Annotated in this window: 13 protein-coding genes; 8 read left to right on the top strand and 5 right to left on the bottom strand. The window is 65.6% G+C overall.

The window, feature by feature from the left end; all coding sequences use genetic code 11:
• Positions 1-20: 20 nt before the first annotated feature.
• The 3 genes from ACCQ01_RS21920 to ACCQ01_RS21910 all read right to left on the bottom strand — a co-directional run bounded on the left by ACCQ01_RS21920 (position 21) and on the right by ACCQ01_RS21910 (position 3,070).
• Positions 21-479 carry a hypothetical protein gene (locus ACCQ01_RS21920; RefSeq protein ID WP_228433684.1) on the bottom strand — a complete coding sequence of 153 codons (459 nt, stop codon included), beginning with the start codon at positions 477-479 and terminating at the stop codon, positions 21-23.
• A 195-nt stretch (positions 480-674) separates the two neighbouring features.
• Positions 675-1,691 carry a class 1 fructose-bisphosphatase gene (locus ACCQ01_RS21915; RefSeq protein WP_228433686.1) on the bottom strand — a complete coding sequence of 339 codons (1,017 nt, stop codon included), beginning with the start codon at positions 1,689-1,691 and terminating at the stop codon, positions 675-677.
• A gap of 176 nt (positions 1,692-1,867) precedes the next feature.
• On the bottom strand, positions 1,868-3,070 hold the full coding sequence (locus tag ACCQ01_RS21910) for an amino acid aminotransferase (protein WP_011035355.1): 1,203 nt from the start codon (positions 3,068-3,070) through the stop codon (positions 1,868-1,870).
• Between the two features lie 157 nt (positions 3,071-3,227).
• Here ACCQ01_RS21910 and ACCQ01_RS21905 point away from each other — a divergent pair, with 157 nt between their 5' ends.
• The 5 genes from ACCQ01_RS21905 (at position 3,228) to ACCQ01_RS21885 (ending at position 9,067) form a co-directional block, all read left to right on the top strand.
• The gene (locus ACCQ01_RS21905; protein ID WP_228433688.1) at positions 3,228-5,354 is read left to right on the top strand and encodes a TonB-dependent receptor family protein; all 2,127 of its coding nucleotides are present in this window, start codon (positions 3,228-3,230) and stop codon (positions 5,352-5,354) included.
• Positions 5,355-5,626: 272 nt separating this feature from the next.
• Complete coding sequence (locus ACCQ01_RS21900) at positions 5,627-5,917, top strand: hypothetical protein (RefSeq protein ID WP_228433690.1); 291 nt, start codon at positions 5,627-5,629, stop codon at positions 5,915-5,917.
• Positions 5,918-6,285: 368 nt separating this feature from the next.
• Complete coding sequence (locus tag ACCQ01_RS21895; protein WP_228433692.1) at positions 6,286-6,759, top strand: hypothetical protein; 474 nt, start codon at positions 6,286-6,288, stop codon at positions 6,757-6,759.
• Positions 6,760-6,985: 226 nt separating this feature from the next.
• On the top strand, positions 6,986-8,515 hold the full coding sequence (gene adh, locus ACCQ01_RS21890) for an aldehyde dehydrogenase (RefSeq protein ID WP_228433693.1): 1,530 nt from the start codon (positions 6,986-6,988) through the stop codon (positions 8,513-8,515).
• Between the two features lie 198 nt (positions 8,516-8,713).
• Positions 8,714-9,067, top strand: a complete 354-nt coding sequence (locus ACCQ01_RS21885; RefSeq protein ID WP_043877681.1) for a DUF779 domain-containing protein — start codon at positions 8,714-8,716, stop codon at positions 9,065-9,067.
• A 298-nt stretch (positions 9,068-9,365) separates the two neighbouring features.
• On the opposite strand, the gene ACCQ01_RS21880 is transcribed toward ACCQ01_RS21885, so the two are convergent.
• A complete protein-coding gene (locus tag ACCQ01_RS21880; protein WP_014506038.1) occupies positions 9,366-9,527 on the bottom strand; it encodes a hypothetical protein in 162 nt (53 codons plus the stop codon).
• 150 nt (positions 9,528-9,677) lie between these two features.
• On the opposite strand from ACCQ01_RS21880, the gene ACCQ01_RS21875 reads away from it, so the two are divergent.
• From ACCQ01_RS21875 to ligD, 3 genes are read left to right on the top strand one after another with little or no spacing between them, the layout of a single operon-like run.
• Entirely contained in the window at positions 9,678-10,073 is a 396-nt protein-coding gene (locus tag ACCQ01_RS21875; RefSeq protein WP_161962869.1) for a hypothetical protein, read from the top strand.
• On the top strand, positions 10,073-11,014 hold the full coding sequence (gene ku / locus ACCQ01_RS21870) for a non-homologous end joining protein Ku (RefSeq protein WP_115006564.1): 942 nt from the start codon (positions 10,073-10,075) through the stop codon (positions 11,012-11,014). The genes ACCQ01_RS21875 and ku overlap by 1 nt, the downstream gene beginning before the upstream one ends.
• Positions 11,015-11,020: 6 nt before the next feature.
• Positions 11,021-14,023, top strand: a complete 3,003-nt coding sequence (gene ligD, locus ACCQ01_RS21865; RefSeq protein WP_228433695.1) for a non-homologous end-joining DNA ligase — start codon at positions 11,021-11,023, stop codon at positions 14,021-14,023.
• 482 nt (positions 14,024-14,505) lie between these two features.
• Here the strand turns inward: ligD and lldD are convergent, their stop codons facing one another.
• On the bottom strand, positions 14,506-15,666 hold the full coding sequence (gene lldD / locus ACCQ01_RS21860; RefSeq protein WP_225043139.1) for an FMN-dependent L-lactate dehydrogenase LldD: 1,161 nt from the start codon (positions 15,664-15,666) through the stop codon (positions 14,506-14,508).
• Positions 15,667-15,670 lie beyond the last annotated feature (4 nt).

Here is a 15,670-nt window from a genome sequence, read left to right as displayed (position 1 = left end):
CTTCTGCCTGCAGATTTGCCTTACACCAAGGTGACGTTCTTTTTTTCTCGATAAGGCGCTTCAATCCCGTCGAAGAAGAACTGCAGGTTGTCTTCTGGCCCATTGGTCACCCTGCCGCGGACCTTGTCCATTGCACAGACGCCGATCTGAAAGTCGGGTTCGCCGATGACCAGCACAAACGGATTGTTCTGGTCGCCACGCAGGTAGCGCCCGCCGTAGCGCTTTCTGGCGCTTTCAAACACATAGGCAGATGCAAGGAAATGCAGGTCCTCAGGAAGCGGTGCTCCTTGCGAATGGAAATCCTGCAGGATTCGATCAACCAGTGCGATGGAGTCCCGGCTGAAATCCAGCTGCGCTGCGTCCACGGGAGACCCGGCGCCGCGGAAGGCGCTGATGAAATCGTTGGCCTGCGATGCCATGCCCTCTTCGATGGAGGCGGGCATGCGCGGCTTCTTGCGGAAAAGATCGAGAATTCCCATATGTCTTCCTGATGGAACGCCATGTCCATGGCGATGGCATCCGCGCGTCCAGGCACTGCGACGATGCGATGCAATTCGCCGTCAAGGTCATACGGTACAGCAGCACCAAATGCCGAATGCGAAGAGTCAACCCGCACCACCCGCCTAGACGCGGGTGGTGTGATCAAGCCCGAAGCACAGGTGCAGCAGGACGCCTCAGCCCTGCGCCTTGTCGAACTCCACGTGATACCGCGTCGCCTCGGCCACTTCGTTCTTTGAGCCCAAAAATACCGGCACACGCTGATGCAGTTGCGTCGGTTGAATCTCCAGGATGCGCTCGCGCCCCGTGGTCGCGGCGCCGCCGGCCTGCTCCACCAGCATGCTCATCGGGTTGGCTTCGTACATCAGGCGCAGCTTGCCGGGCTTGGACGCGTCCTTCTTGTCCCAGGGGTAGATGAAGATGCCGCCGCGGGTCAGGATGCGGTGCACGTCGGCCACCATGCTGGCGATCCAGCGCATGTTGAAATCCTTGCCGCGCGCGCCGTCCTTGCCGGCGAGCAGGTCGCCCACATAGGCCTGCATGGCCGGCTCCCAGTGGCGCTGGTTGGACATGTTGATGGCGAATTCGGCAGTGTCTTCGGGCACGCGCATGTCGGCCTGGGTCAGCAGGAAGCTGCCTTCCTCACGCTCCAGGGTGAACGCGTGGGTGCCGTGGCCCAGCGTGAGCACCAGCATCGTGCTGGGGCCGTAGATGCAGTAGCCGGCCGCCACCTGTTGCGTGCCCGGCTGCAGGAAGTGTTCGTCGCCGGGCTTTTCGGTGCCCTTGGGCGCGCGCAGCACCGAGAAGATGGTGCCGACCGAGACGTTGACGTCGATGTTGGAGCTGCCATCGAGCGGGTCGAACAGCAGCAGGAAATCGCCGCTGGGGTATTGGTCCGGCACTGGCTGGCTGTGGTCCATCTCTTCCGATGCGCAGGCGGCGAGGTGGCCGCCCCAGGCATTGGCTTCGAGCAGGATGTCGTTGCTCAGCACGTCGAGCTTCTTCTGCGCCTCGCCCTGCACATTGCCGGTGCCGGCATCGCCCAGCACGCCGCCCAGGGCGCCCTTGCTGACGGCGATGGAGATGCGCTTGCAGGCGCGCGAGACGATGGTGATCAGCTGGCGCAATTCCGGGTCGATACGGCCGGCGTGTTGCTCTTCGATCAGGAAGCGGGTCAGCGAGGTACGCGACATGGAGCGGGCAGCCTGTGCAGGAAGTGGGCCGCCATTGTCGCCATTGCGCCGTTAGATTTCGATCACCGGCTGCGCGCTTTGCATCTTTGCGCGCCTATCGCAGCGCGCGTCGCCCACAAAAAAGCCGGGAGGCATCAGCGCTCCCGGCTCTTCATCGCGCAAGCTGCGACGCAGGATCAGCCGCGGCTGACCGTGGCCACGGCCTGGGCCACGTAGTCCAGATTGCGCTGGCTCAGCGCGGCCACGCAGATGCGGCCGGTGCCGACCGCATAGATCGCGAACTCGTCGCGCAGGCGGTCCACCTGCGACTTGGTCAGGCCCGAGTACGAAAACATGCCGGCCTGGCGCTGGATGAACTCGAACTCCGGTGCGCCCAGCGCGGCCAGCTTGGCGACCAAGCCGGCACGCAACGCGTGGATGCGCTCGCGCATTTCGGTGAGTTCCTGCTCCCACACATCGCGCAGCTCCGGGCTGGTCAGCACGCCGGCCACCAGGGCGGCGCCGTGCGTGGACGGGCTGGAGTAGATCGTGCGGATGATGCGCTTGACCTGCGACTGCACCGCCTTGGCTTCGGCGGCCGTGGCCGAGACCACCGACAGCGCGCCCACGCGCTCGCCATACAGCGAGAACGACTTGGAGTACGAGCTCGCCACCACGTAGGTGTCGATGCCTTCGGCCGCCAGCAGGCGCACCGCGTAGGCGTCGGCTTCAATGCCCTTGTCGAAGCCCTGGTAAGCGATGTCCACGAACGGGAACAGGTTGCGTTCTTTCAACAGGCCGGCCAGCTGCTTCCACTGCTCGCGGCTGAGGTCGGCACCGGTGGGGTTGTGGCAGCAGGCATGCAGCAGCACCACCGTGCCCGGCTCCAGCTTGGCCAGGTCGGCCAGCATGCCGTCGAAGTTCAGCCCGTGGCTGGCGGCGTCGAAATAGGTGTAATCCACGACCTCGAAGCCGGCCGCGCCGAACACTGCGCGGTGGTTTTCCCAGCTGGGGTTGCTGATGGCGATGGTGGAGGTGGGCAGCAGCTTCTTGAGCAGGTCCGCGCCCACGCGCAGCGCACCGCTGCCGCCGACGGTCTGCGAGGTCGCCACGCGGCCGGAGGCCACCAGCGCCGACTCGGCGCCGAACAGCAGCTCCTGGGTGGCCTTGTCGTAGGCGGCCAGGCCGTCGATGGGCAGGTAGCCGCGCGGTTTGGCATCCAGCGCGAGCTGCTGCTCGATCTTCTGCACGGCGCGCAACAGCGGGATGCGCCCGTTTTCGTCGTAATAGATGCCAACACCCAGATTGACCTTGTTGGGGCGGCTGTCGGCGTTGTAGGCCTCGGTCAGGCCCAGGATGGGGTCGCCTGGAACCTGTTCTACATTTGCAAAGAAGGACACGGCATGACTCGCTGGAGGACGGAAGGTGGGGATACTGCCGGGCGTCGGGCCGCGGCACGGCCAAACCGCTTCATCCTAACAGGGCATGGCGCGGGGTAGCATGCTTCGTTCCGTACGAAACGATGCGGCCACAGTACGGATGAGGGACACTACCGCCATGCCCAGACTGACCCTGTTGGCCGCCGCGTGCGGCCTGTTCGTAGCGAGCGCGTCGTCGCTCGCCCTGGCCGCCGACGCGGCCCCGCCGATTGCCGCGTTGCCCGCCGTGCAGGTGGATGCCGCGCGCGTGCACGGCGTGGACGACTTCGACCTGCCGGCCTCGTTCACGGTGGTGGCGGCCGACGACGACAACCGCCGCGGCGCGCAGGTGTCCGAACTGCTGGACGGCATTCCCGGGCTGGTGGCGCGTGACCGCCAGAACTACGCGCAGGACACCCAGCTGTCGATCCGCGGCTTCGGTGCGCGCTCCACCTTCGGCGTGCGCGGCGTGCGCCTGCTGGTGGACGGCATCCCGGCCAGCATGCCCGACGGCCAGGGCCAGCTCTCGCACTTCAACGTACTGGGCGCGCAGCGGGTGGAAGTGCTGCGCGGGCCGTTCTCGGCGCTTTACGGCAACTCCTCGGGCGGCGTGCTGCAGCTGTGGAGCGCGGACGGCAAGCCCGGCGACCCATGGCGGCTGCGTGCCACCTACGGCAGCAATGCCACCGTCAATACCGGGGCGCAGTTACTCGGCCAGCAGGGTGCGGTGCACTACAACCTGGCCGCGAACCACTTCGAAACCGATGGTTTTCGCGACCACAGCCGCGCCAAGCGTGAGTCGGTCAACGCCAAGCTCGGCTTCGACCTGGCGCCCGGCAGCCGGCTGGACCTGGTGCTCAACTATCTGGATGCCCCGGACGCGCAGGACCCGTTGGGCCTGACCCGCGCACAGGTCACCGCCGACCCGCGCCAGGCCACCGCCGTGGCCACGCAGTTCAACACCCGCAAGTCGGTGCGGCAGTCGCAGGCCGGAGCGATTTTCACCCAACAATTCGATACCCAGACGCTGCGCCTGATGGCCTACGGCGGCAAGCGCAGCGTGGAGCAGTTCCTGGCGATTCCGGTGGCGGTGCAGCGCAATCCGCTGCACTCGGGCGGGGTGATCGACCTGGACAGCAATTATGAAGGCGCCGACGTGCGCTGGGCCTGGCAAGGTCAGGCGCTGGGGCGGCCGCTGCAGCTCACCGTGGGGGCCAACGTCGACCGCCAGCGCCAGCAACGCACCGGCTATGAAAACTTCGTCGGCACCACGCTCGGGGTGAAGGGCGCGCTGCGCCGCAACCAGCGCGATCAGGTCGAGAACGTGGACCAGTTCGCGCAGGCGTGGTGGCAGTGGAGCGACCGCTGGTCGGCGCTGCTGGGCGTGCGCCACAGCGCGGTGCGCTTCCGCTCTGACGACAACTACATCGTCGGGCGCAACCCGGACGACAGCGGCCAGCGTGATTATTCGGCGACCACGCCGGTGGCCGGCATCGTGTTCCGCGCCAGCGACGACCTGCGGGTGTATGCCTCGGTGGGACGCGGGTTCGAAACGCCCACCTTCAACGAACTGGGCTACCGCAGCGACGGCGGCGCCGGCCTGGCGCTGGACCTGGGCGCGGCGAAAAGCCGCAATGTCGAAGTGGGCACCAAGTGGCGCTCGCAAAGCGGTGCGGCGCTGGAACTGGCGCTGTTCCGCGCCGACACCGACGACGAACTGGCGGTGGCCAGCAACACCAACGGCCGCAGCACCTTCCGCAACATCGGCGCCACCCGGCGCCAGGGCGCGGAGCTGAGCTGGCAGCAGCCAATCGGCCAGACCCAGCAGGTGCAACTGGCCTACACCTTCGTCGACGCCACCGTGCGCGACGGCTACCTCACCTGCGCCAGTAGCGGCTGCGCCACGCCCACCGCACCGGTGGCCAGCGGCGCGCGGCTGCCAGGCGTGCCGCGGCAGCAGCTGTTCGCACGCTGGCAATGGCAGCCGTTGCAGTGGCAGTTCGCCGCCGAATCGGTGGTCTCCGATGCCACCGTGGTCAACGACCTGGCCACCGAGCGCGCGGCCGGCTACGCACTAGTGAACCTGGAAGCCTCACGGCGCTGGACCACCGCCCACGGCGCGCTGCGCACCTTCGCCCGCATCGACAACGCGCTGGACCGCGCGTATGTGGGCTCGGTGATCGTCAACGACGGCAACGGCCGCTATTACGAACCCGGGCCGGACCGCACTTACACCGTAGGCCTGCAATGGGATTTTGGCAGCTGACGGGCGCTCGCCATGAAGCACGCGCCCGACTGCGCACTGCCTCGTAGGAGCGCGCTCGCGCGCGATGGGGCATTCCCATGACGCCTGGCCACGCGCGCGCTTCTGCTTCATGTGCTGAATGTCTCAAGTGTGTAGAGCGCCGCCTTAGAGCGTCACCTGGCACTTGATTGGCGCGGCTTGGCACGCATGCAGATGCATCAGACAACACCGCATCGCGCGCAAGCGCGCTCCTACCCACTGACTGCTATCGCCTGCATACACGAGAGGCCCGCATGATCGTCGTAGACCACGCACCGGCCGACTGGTTTCTGCTGCGTGATGCACATGATGGGTATTGGCTGGACGTGAACTGCAACATGTCTGCAACGGGCTTCTCGATCTTGCTGGCGTTGGATGCCGGTGAGCGTGACACCGTAGTAGCGCATGGTTACGCCGCTTGCCTGCAGCTTGCAGCGCAGGTACAGCAGTGCCCGCGGGATTTTGCCGCGCGTGACATCTCCTCGGTGCATGGCGCGCGCGTGACCGCAGCGGTGCGCGCCTGGCGTGCGGCAGGTTCGGCATAGTCACGGCTGTCGGCAGGCAGGGTGCATGCACTACAGTCCACCGCACGCGTTCCGCGCGCGGCGCGGCAAACGCGGTTACCGCGCAACTGTTCGGCGCACAAAGCGTGCGTTGCGGTGAGAGAACGTCTTCGACACGAACGTCACACCGTCCCGCAAGAGGGTGATCATGGTCCCGGGCGTGGGCATGCCGTATGCGATGGCTGAGCACGATGGCGGCATGTTGCTGGTCGAGCCACGTAGGCAGCTCGCGACATGGCTGAGCTCCACACCACCGGCAATGCCATCTGGATCTGTGGAGCGATAACGCCATATTGCCTGCCGGAATCGTGATGCTAAGCTGCGGCCAGGCACACCGCACGGAGCATGTGATGCATTCGATGATTATGGTTTTCTCTGCAGCCGTGTGCGTCATCGGCGCGCAAGCGGTTGCGGCTGCACCTGCCAATGAACAGGCGCAACTGCGGGTGATCCGCACGTTTCCCGCAGACAGCCCGGCCGTGTCGCAGGTGCATCGCTGGTTGCTTGAGCAGCCTGCAAAGATGCGGCCACCGGCGACGGCCGCCGCGTTGGGCCAGGTGCGCACCAGCTACGTCATGCACGCGTCCGACCCTGCACGCCGGGCACTGCTGACCAGGACCGATGTTGCATTCCCGGAACGGGGACAGACGGGCGATGCAGTGAGTATCGACAGCTGTGCCGGCGACACACGCCTGCACTGGACCTATCGCTGGGACGCCACGTCAGCGCAGGCCGGCTGGCAGCTGCAGGCCTCGGAACTGGAGCGCGTGCCGGACTGCACGGCCGCGATGGCCGCACTGCCTGGCGCCGCATTGCAGGGTTGAGTCGCGCCTGAGCCAGACACGCCCTCGCACGCACCGGCGTGGATTTCACGCCGGCTGAAGATTGCACGGGGGCGTTCGGCAATGACGCGCTGCAGCGCAATTGCAGCGCGATGCGCACTACGGCAACTGCGCAGCAATGACGCAATGCAACAGCGTCGCGCGCACCATTGCGTGCAAATGGCGCTTGGGTATACACGTGCGGATTCGCCCCCTGCAGGAGACTCCGATGAATGCACTTCCTTCCGCCAAGTCCCTCAACACCGACCCGCAATCCATCTTCAAACCACGCTACGACAACTTCATCGGCGGGGCGTGGGTGGCGCCGCAGGGTGGTCAGTATTTCGACAACACCACGCCGATCACTGGCAAGGTGTTCACTTCGATCGCGCGCTCTACCGCGCCAGATATCGAAGCCGCATTGGACGCCGCGCACGCGGCCAAGGAGGCGTGGGGCAAGACCTCCACCACCGATCGCTCCAACGTGCTGCTCAAGATCGCCGACCGTATCGAGCAGAACCTGGAATTGCTGGCCTACGCCGAGACCTGGGACAACGGCAAACCGGTACGCGAAACGCTCAATGCGGACGTGCCGCTATGCGTGGACCACTTCCGCTATTTCGCCGGTGCCATCCGCGCGCAGGAAGGCGGCATCTCCGAGATCGACAGCGACACCATTGCCTATCATTTCCACGAGCCACTCGGCGTGGTGGGGCAGATCATCCCGTGGAATTTCCCGCTGCTAATGGCCTGCTGGAAACTCGCGCCCGCCCTGGCCGCCGGCAACTGCTTGGTGATGAAGCCGGCCGAGCAGACCCCGGCCTCGATCCTGGTGCTGATGGAAGTCATCGGCGATCTGCTGCCGCCGGGCGTGCTCAACGTAGTGAACGGCTTCGGACTGGAGGCGGGCAAGCCGCTGGCCAGCAATCCGCGCATCGCCAAGATCGCCTTCACCGGCGAAACCACCACCGGCCGGCTGATCATGCAGTACGCCAGCCAGAACCTGATCCCGGTAACGCTGGAGCTGGGTGGCAAATCGCCCAACATCTTCTTTGCCGATGTCATGGCCGAAGACGATGACTTTCTCGACAAGGCAGTGGAAGGTTTCGTGCTGTTTGCGTTCAACCAGGGCGAGGTGTGCACCTGTCCCTCGCGCGCGCTGATCCAGGAATCGATCTACGACACATTCATGGAGAAGGCGCTCAAGCGCGTGGCGGCGATCAAGCAGGGCAACCCGCTCGATCCCAACACCATGGTCGGCGCGCAGGCTTCCAGCGAGCAGCTGGAAAAGATTCTGTCCTACATCGACATCGGCAGGCAGGAGGGCGCCGAAATCCTGATCGGTGGCGAGCGCAACATGCTCGACGGGGAGCTATCGGACGGTTTCTATGTCAAGCCCACGGTGTTCAAGGGCCACAACAAGATGCGCGTGTTCCAGGAAGAAATCTTCGGCCCGGTGGTGTCAGTGACCACCTTCACGGACGAGGCCGACGCGTTGGCGATCGCCAACGACACCTTGTACGGATTGGGCGCCGGCGTATGGAGCCGCGATGCCTCCCGCCTGTACCGCATGGGCCGCGCGATCCAGGCCGGCCGCGTGTGGACCAACTGCTACCACGCCTATCCCGCGCATGCCGCCTTCGGTGGCTACAAGCAGTCGGGCATCGGCCGCGAAAACCACAAGATGATGCTGGACCATTACCAGCAGACCAAGAACCTGCTGGTGAGCTATTCGCCGAAGGCGCTGGGGTTCTTCTGATGCAAGGCGAGCGGCATGCGGTAGGTCCATCCTGCCGCATGCCTCGGTGCGCTTGCCGGACAATGACGCAGACGAATGCTTTCACGGCGACGTGTCAGCACGTTCGAGCAGACTGCTTGCCAGTGTACGGAGCTGCTGAGTGAGCAGCGGAGAGAAATAGTGCACAACACAACCGAGGTCGCTCTACCACTGCAGGTCATGGCGACCCTGCCCGCACTACAGCTGATCGACACCTTGCGTGCGCGTCACGGTGACGTGCTGTTCCATCAATCTGGCGGCTGCTGCGATGGGTCGTCGCCGATGTGCTTCCCGGTGGGCGACTTCATTGTGGGCGACCGTGATGTGCTGCTTGGCGAGATCGGTGGTGCGCCGTTTTATATCAGCGCGCCGCAGTTCGAATACTGGAAGCACACGCAGCTGATCATCGATGTGGTGCCCGGGCGCGGCGGGATGTTTTCGCTGGAAAACGGCGAGGGCGTGCGTTTTTTGGTGCGCTCGCGCCTGTTTAGCGACGACGAATTCGCGCAGCTGCAGCTGGCCAAGCGGGTGTAACCCTGCGCGGGGGTTGGCAGACGTGTAACGACCTCGCTTGTTGGCTGAATACCAAACAGCGCGCAGGGCCAAGATCAACCGCGCGCCCGGATCACTCGCCACAGTTTTCCGAGAAACCCCCAAGGCACAGCGCATCCAGTTCTGAATGCGCTAAAAGCCTCAAACACCTAGCGCTCGCGCCCACAACACCCTTGCGCAACTACACGCCCTGGTAGGAGCACGCTTGCGCGCGATGAAGCCTTCCCACCGCAGGCAGCCGGCGCCTGCAACATGCCGCATGCAGTCCAACACGCGCCGCTTACGGCGCAGTGCCCGGCGTCTTGGCGGGCGTATCGTCGTCGGCGGGAATGACGGTCTCGGGGGCGTCGCCGGCGCCACGGTCTTCGTAATGTTCGGCGTCACGCTTGCCATGCTGTTCGCCGGGATGCGTCGGCTGATCGCGTAGTGGGTCACGGGACATCGTAGGTCTCCAGCAGGGTCGGGTACGCAGTTCACCGCGTCGGTGGTGAAGGCAACGCAAATCGCAGTTTGCAAGCGAATTTCTCACGCATGGCTCACGGCGCCCGCGTTACTGCTGTGCTCCCCCAAACGCCAGCACGTGGAGTCCGCCATGCGCCCCCTGGACCGTCGCCCCGATCGTCGCCTGTTCAGCGCGCACGCTGCGCCGGCACCAACCGAGCGCAACCGCCGTACGCCGCTCAGTGATGCGGTAGGTGTTGCGCAGGATTTCCACTGTTACAGCGTGGCCGATTTCCAGCGCCGTCGCCGGCGCGGCGGGCCCACCTGGCGCGATCTCTCTCCTGCGTATGCATTCGCCCGCGTCACCCACGCCGCCGACTGGCCACGCGGTGCCGATCTGCACTGCGAGCAGGCACTGGCCGCACAGTGGGAAAGCATGCGTGGCGATTCGCGCTTGGACTGGCCGCATGCCCGCGATGTGGTCGAGGACGCTTGGCTGGCGCTGGACCATATTCCCGATGCGGCCGTGCACGGAGTGGCGCACTGATGGCACGACCGATCTGGACCGGAACGCTGTCGTTTGGCCTGCTCAACGTGCCGGTCTCGCTGATGTCGGGCGAGCGCAAGGTGGACCTGCATTTCCGCATGCTCGATTCGCGCGACAAGAAGCCCATCCGCTTCGAGCGCGTCAACGCCGACACCGGCGATGAAGTGCCGTGGAAGGAAATCGTCAAGGCCTTCGAGTACGACAAGGGCAGCTATGTGATCGTCGAGGAGCAGGACATCCGCTCCGCAGCGCCGGAAAGTCACGAGACGGTGGAAGTGGAGACCTTTGTCGATGCCGCCGACATCGACCCGCGCTACTTCGAGAAGCCCTACATCCTGGTACCCGGCAAGAAGGCCGAAAAAGGCTATGTGCTGCTGCGCGAGACCTTGCGCGATACCGGCAAGGTGGGCATTGCCAAGGTGGTGATCCGCACCCGCGAATACCTGGCCGCCGTGATGCCGCAGGGCGATGCGTTGATCCTGCTGCTGCTGCGCTATCAGCAGGAAGTGGTGGACCCGGAAGATTTCAAGCTGCCGTCCGGGGCGGTGAGCGAGTACCGCATCACCGCCAAGGAGCAGGAGATGGCCAAGCAGCTGATCGAGTCGATGTCCGGCAAGTGGCAGCCGGAGGATTACCACGACGAGTTCCGTGGCAAGCTCGAGCAGATCCTGCGCAAGCGCATCCAGGCCAAGGGCGGCACCACGCAGGTGGACGACGAACCGGTCCCGCACGAAGACGCCACCACCAACGTGGTGGACTTCATGTCGTTGTTGCAAAAGAGCCTGCAAGCCAACACGCGTACCCCGGCAAAGAAAACCACGGCCGCGGCTGACACGGCGCCGGCCAAGAAAACCGCCACCAAGAAGGCGGCAAAGAAAGCGACCAAGAAAACCGCCACGAAAGCCACCAAGAAGGCGGCGCCGCGGCGCAAGGCCGGGTAAGCGCCGATGTCGTTGCGCGACTACACCCGCAAGCGGCGCTTCGGCCAGACCCCAGAGCCGGCCGAGGACGCCGCGGCGACAGCGCATCGGCAGCCGATCTTCGTGGTGCAACTGCATCACGCCAGTTCGCGCCACTACGACTTTCGCCTGGAAGCCGATGGTGTGCTCAAGAGTTGGGCGGTGCCCAAGGGCCCGTCGCTGCGTGCTGGCGAAAAACGCCTGGCGGTGCAGGTGGAGGATCACCCCCTCGCATACGCGGGCTTCGAAGGCGACATCCCGCAAGGGCAGTACGGGGCGGGGCACGTGCAGGTATTCGACCACGGCACCTGGCACTGCGATGGCGACGCGTTGGCGGCGCTGGATGCTGGCAAGCTGGACTTTGACCTGCAGGGCGACACGCTGCGCGGTGGGTTTGCACTGGTACGCCCCCGCTTGCGTGGACGCCAGCCGCAGTGGTTGTTGATCAAGCGCGACGACGCGCATGCCGCCGATCTGGATGCCGATGCGTTGGTGGCCAATGCCGATGCCACAGCGCAGGCGATTGAAACTCCATCGGCCGCCGCCGTGCCGGCGCGCCGTGCCAAAGCCAGCCGTCGTCGACGCACGCCGGCCGAGGCGTTGGTGACAGAAAAATCCGCATCCGCCAGCCGCCCGCGTGCTTCCGCAGCCATAGAGGCCCACTGGCACGCGCGCGCACTGGGCTTGCCGGGCGCGCGCGATGCGGCCTGCCCAACCGGCTTGCGCGCGCAGCTGACGTTGCTGCGCGCTGAGGCGCCGGATGGTGCGCAGTGGCTGCACGAGATCAAGTGGGACGGCTACCGGCTGTTGGCCGACCTGGTCGATGGCCAGGCGCAGCTGCGCTCGCGCAATGATCAGGCCTGGACGGACAGCTTTGCGGAAGTTGCCACGGCCGTGCAGGCGTTGCCGGTGCGCGATGCGCGCCTGGATGGCGAACTGGTGGTACTCGATGCGCAAGGCCGCAGCGATTTCTCCGCGCTGCAACGCGCCATCGACGGCAATGTGCGTCAACCGTTGCGCTACTTGGTGTTCGATCTGCTCGGCGTTGCCGGCGTGGATCTGCGCGCCACCCCGCTGCTGGAGCGCAAGCAGTTGTTGCGTGCGTTGCTCGGCGAAACGCCGGGCACGCTGGCCTATAGCGCGCATGTGATCGGCCGCGGACCGGAGGTGTTCGCCGCCAGTGCCGACAAAGGCTGGGAAGGCATCGTCAGTAAACGCGCGGACGCGCCGTACCGTGGCGGGCGCAGCGCCGATTGGGTCAAGACCAAGCACGAAGACAGCGACGAGTTCGTGGTGGTGGGTTACACCGACCCCAAGGGCGCACGCAGCGGGTTTGGCGCCCTGTTGCTGGCACAGCTGGTGGGCACGCAGCTGCGCTACGTGGGCCGGGTTGGGACCGGTTTCGATAGTGCGCTGCTCGGCGAGATCACCGCGCAATTGCAGGCATTGCACAGCCCGCAGCCCACGCTGGAATTACCCGCGCACCTCCCCGGCCGGCCGCGCGATGTGCACTGGGTACGCCCGGTGTTGATTGCCGAGGTGGCGTTCCATGGCTGGGCCAAGCAGGGCCTGCTGCGGCAGGCGGCCTTCAAGCGTTTACGCGAGGACAAACCAATGAGTGATCTGGGCGGCGACCGCGCCACGCCGGGCAAGCCGCGGGGAGCACGCACGCGGACGGCTGCTGCTGCGGGCAAGGCGTCACGTGCTGTAGCGACGCGCACTGCGGCGGCATCGGCTGGCGGTTCGGCTGCAAAGCCGGGTAAGGCGAGCAAGTCTTCCACTGCGGCCGAGGTCAGCACACCGTCGCGTGTCGCCAAACAACGTGTGGCATCTGCAGCCAGTTCCGCTGCCAAGCCAGGAAAGCCGGGCAAGTCTTCCGCAGCGGCCACGGGCAATGCATCGCCGCGTGTGGCCAAACGAGGTGCGGTGTCTGCCGCCAGCGCATCGTCTGCGGCGAAGTCGGGCAAGCGCACCGTTTCCGGCGAGTCTGCGGCGTCCAGCAAGCCGGCCGCGCCGGCCAAGGACGCATCGTCCAGAGCGGCACGCACGCCAGGTACGTCGTCGGCAAAGAAAACCTCGACAGCAACGGCAGCGCCATCCACACGGAAAACGAAGGCATCGGCCTCCACCGCGCCAGACGGCGTTGCCATTACCCATCCCGAGCGCGTGGTGTTCCCTGCCGCCGGCATCAGCAAGGGCGATGTGGCCGCGTATTACCGCGCGGTGGCACCGCTGGTGTTGCCGGAGATCGCGCGCCGGCCGTTGTCGTTGTTGCGCTGCCCCGATGGCGCTGCAGGTGCGTGTTTTTTTCAGAAGCACGAAGGCCGCCATCTTGGCGCGCACATCAAGGCCATCCCGCTCAAGCAGAAGAGCGGCACCGAAGATTATCTGTACATCGAGGATGTGTCCGGGCTGTTGGAACTGGTACAGATGAACACCCTGGAGCTGCATCCCTGGGGCGCGCGGGTGGATGACCCCGAGCACCCCGACCGGCTGGTGTTCGACCTGGATCCGGGTGACGGCGTGGCCTGGACGCAGGTGGTGGCCGCCGCACGCGAGATCCGCAGCAAGTTGCGTGCGGCCGGGCTCGAAAGCGCCGTGCGCCTGTCGGGCGGCAAGGGGCTGCATGTGGTGGTGCCGATCGTGCCGCAGGCCAGCTGGGACCAGGCGCGTGATTTCTGCGAAGCCTTCGCACAGGCCTTGGCCACTCAGGCCCCGGAGCGCTATGTGGCCACCATGAGCAAGGCCAAGCGTCACGGCGTGATCTTTGTCGACTGGCTGCGCAACGGGCGCGGCAATACCAGCGTGTGTTCGTGGTCGCTACGCGCGCGCGAGCACGCCACCGTGGCGGTGCCGCTACGCTGGGAAGAACTGGGCAAACTCAGCGGCCCGGATGCGTTCCCGCTGGACAAGGCCGTGCAACGTGCCAAGCGCCAGCGCAATGATCCCTGGGCGGAAGTGCTGGCGTTGAAGCAGGTGTTGCCTGGCTAGGTGCTGGGTGCAGAACAGGCGGCATGAGCCAAGGCAATGTGTCGGTGGCGTGCGCTGCTTATGATCGGAATAGCTGAGGGCAGCACCTCTCACGTAGGAGCGCGCTCGCGCGCGATGAAGCTGTCCCGGTAACGCCTGATCGCGCGCAAGCGCGCTCCTACGACGGCCGACGGCTGCGGGAATGCTGGAACACCAGACCACGCACCAAGATGCGTCGGCTCGGCCTGTGCGCCTTAGACCTCGATGCAATATGGGATTCATTCGGGCATCAAGCCACGTAGGAGCGCGCTTGCGCGCGATGAGGCCTTCCCGGTAACGCTCCATCGCGCGCAAGCGCGCTCCTACGAAAGGCGCAAAGTTGGTCGCTGTGAGGCAACCATGTCTGTTGCTAGCTCAACCAACAGCAGCAAGCCCAGGACATCGAAAACCGTACGCGCGCGATGCTCTAACGATTCCCGATTCCCGATTCCCGATTCCCGGCCTCAAGGCACAACCGCCGCCTCGCGCGTTACCCGGCTCAATGCGTCGCCGCTGATCTCGGCCACCGAATGTGTGCCGGTGAGGATCATCGCCACGCGCATCTCGCGCTCGATCAGGGTCAGCAGGTTTTCCACGCCGGCTTGGCCGCCAGCGGCAAGTGCGTAGACGAACGCGCGGCCGAGCAGCACCGCATCGGCACCCAGCGCCAGCATGCGCACCACATCTAAACCACTGCGGATGCCCGAGTCGGCCAGGATCTTCAGCTCGCCCTTCACTGCATCGGCAATCGCCGGCAATGCGCGCGCGCTGGACAGCACGCCATCGAGCTGGCGCCCGCCATGGTTGGACACCACGATGCCGTCGGCGCCGAAGCGCACCGCGTCGCGTGCGTCCTCCGGGTCGAGGATGCCCTTGATCACCATCGGCCCGGTCCAGAACTCGCGGATCCATTCCAGATCCTTCCACGAGATGGAAGGGTCGAAGTTGGCCGCCAGCCAGCCGATGTAATCCTGCAACCCGGTGGGGCTGCCGCGGTAGGTGGAGATGTTGCCCAGGTCGTGCGGCTTGCCGAGCAGGCCCACGTCCCACGCCCAGCGCGGGTGCGTCATCGCCTGCAGCATGCGCCGCAGCGACGCATTGGGCCCACTCATGCCCGAATGCGCATCGCGGTAGCGCGCGCCTGGCGTGGGCATGTCCACCGTGAACACCAGCGTGGTCACCCCGGCGGCCTGGGCGCGCTCCAGCGCGTTGCGCATGAAGCCGCGGTCCTTGAGCACATACAGCTGGAACCACATCGGGCGGTCGATCGCCGGTGCCACTTCCTCGATCGGGCACACCGACACCGTGGACAGCGTGAACGGAATGCCACGCGCAGCGGCTGCACGCGCGGCCTGCACTTCGCCACGGCGTGCATACATGCCGGTGAGCCCCACCGGTGCCAGCGCCACCGGCATCGCCAGCGTTTCGCCGAACAGCTCGGTGCTCAGGCTGAGATCGGACATGTTGCGCAGCACGCGCTGACGCAACGCGATATCCGCCAGGTCCGAGACATTGCGCCGCAAGGTGTGTTCGGCATACGCGCCGCCATCGATGTAATGGAACAGGAACGGCGGCAAACGGGCTTCGGCGGCGGCGCGGTAATCGGAAGCGGCAGAAATGATCATCGAA

It is taken from the genome of Xanthomonas sp. NCPPB 4037 (genome assembly GCF_041475695.2).
Lineage (GTDB): Bacteria > Pseudomonadota > Gammaproteobacteria > Xanthomonadales > Xanthomonadaceae > Xanthomonas > Xanthomonas campestris.
The sequence above is the reverse complement of the archived record's forward strand: the minus strand, read 5'-3'. Positions and strand labels throughout refer to the sequence as shown.

Bases quoted from the DNA above. Each gene is read 5' to 3' on its own strand.
- ACCQ01_RS21920 (WP_228433684.1), bottom strand. From the start codon at position 479: ATGGGAATTCTCGATCTTTTCCGCAAGAAGCCGCGCATGCCCGCCTCC.
- ACCQ01_RS21915 (WP_228433686.1), bottom strand. From the start codon at position 1,691: ATGTCGCGTACCTCGCTGACCCGCTTCCTGATCGAAGAGCAACACGCC.
- ACCQ01_RS21905 (WP_228433688.1), top strand. From the start codon at position 3,228: ATGCCCAGACTGACCCTGTTGGCCGCCGCGTGCGGCCTGTTCGTAGCG.
- ACCQ01_RS21900 (WP_228433690.1), top strand. From the start codon at position 5,627: ATGATCGTCGTAGACCACGCACCGGCCGACTGGTTTCTGCTGCGTGAT.
- ACCQ01_RS21895 (WP_228433692.1), top strand. From the start codon at position 6,286: ATGCATTCGATGATTATGGTTTTCTCTGCAGCCGTGTGCGTCATCGGC.
- adh (WP_228433693.1), top strand. From the start codon at position 6,986: ATGAATGCACTTCCTTCCGCCAAGTCCCTCAACACCGACCCGCAATCC.
- ACCQ01_RS21885 (WP_043877681.1), top strand. From the start codon at position 8,714: ATGGCGACCCTGCCCGCACTACAGCTGATCGACACCTTGCGTGCGCGT.
- ACCQ01_RS21880 (WP_014506038.1), bottom strand. From the start codon at position 9,527: ATGTCCCGTGACCCACTACGCGATCAGCCGACGCATCCCGGCGAACAG.
- ACCQ01_RS21875 (WP_161962869.1), top strand. From the start codon at position 9,678: ATGCGCCCCCTGGACCGTCGCCCCGATCGTCGCCTGTTCAGCGCGCAC.
- ku (WP_115006564.1), top strand. From the start codon at position 10,073: ATGGCACGACCGATCTGGACCGGAACGCTGTCGTTTGGCCTGCTCAAC.
- ligD (WP_228433695.1), top strand. From the start codon at position 11,021: ATGTCGTTGCGCGACTACACCCGCAAGCGGCGCTTCGGCCAGACCCCA.
- lldD (WP_225043139.1), bottom strand. From the start codon at position 15,666: ATGATCATTTCTGCCGCTTCCGATTACCGCGCCGCCGCCGAAGCCCGT.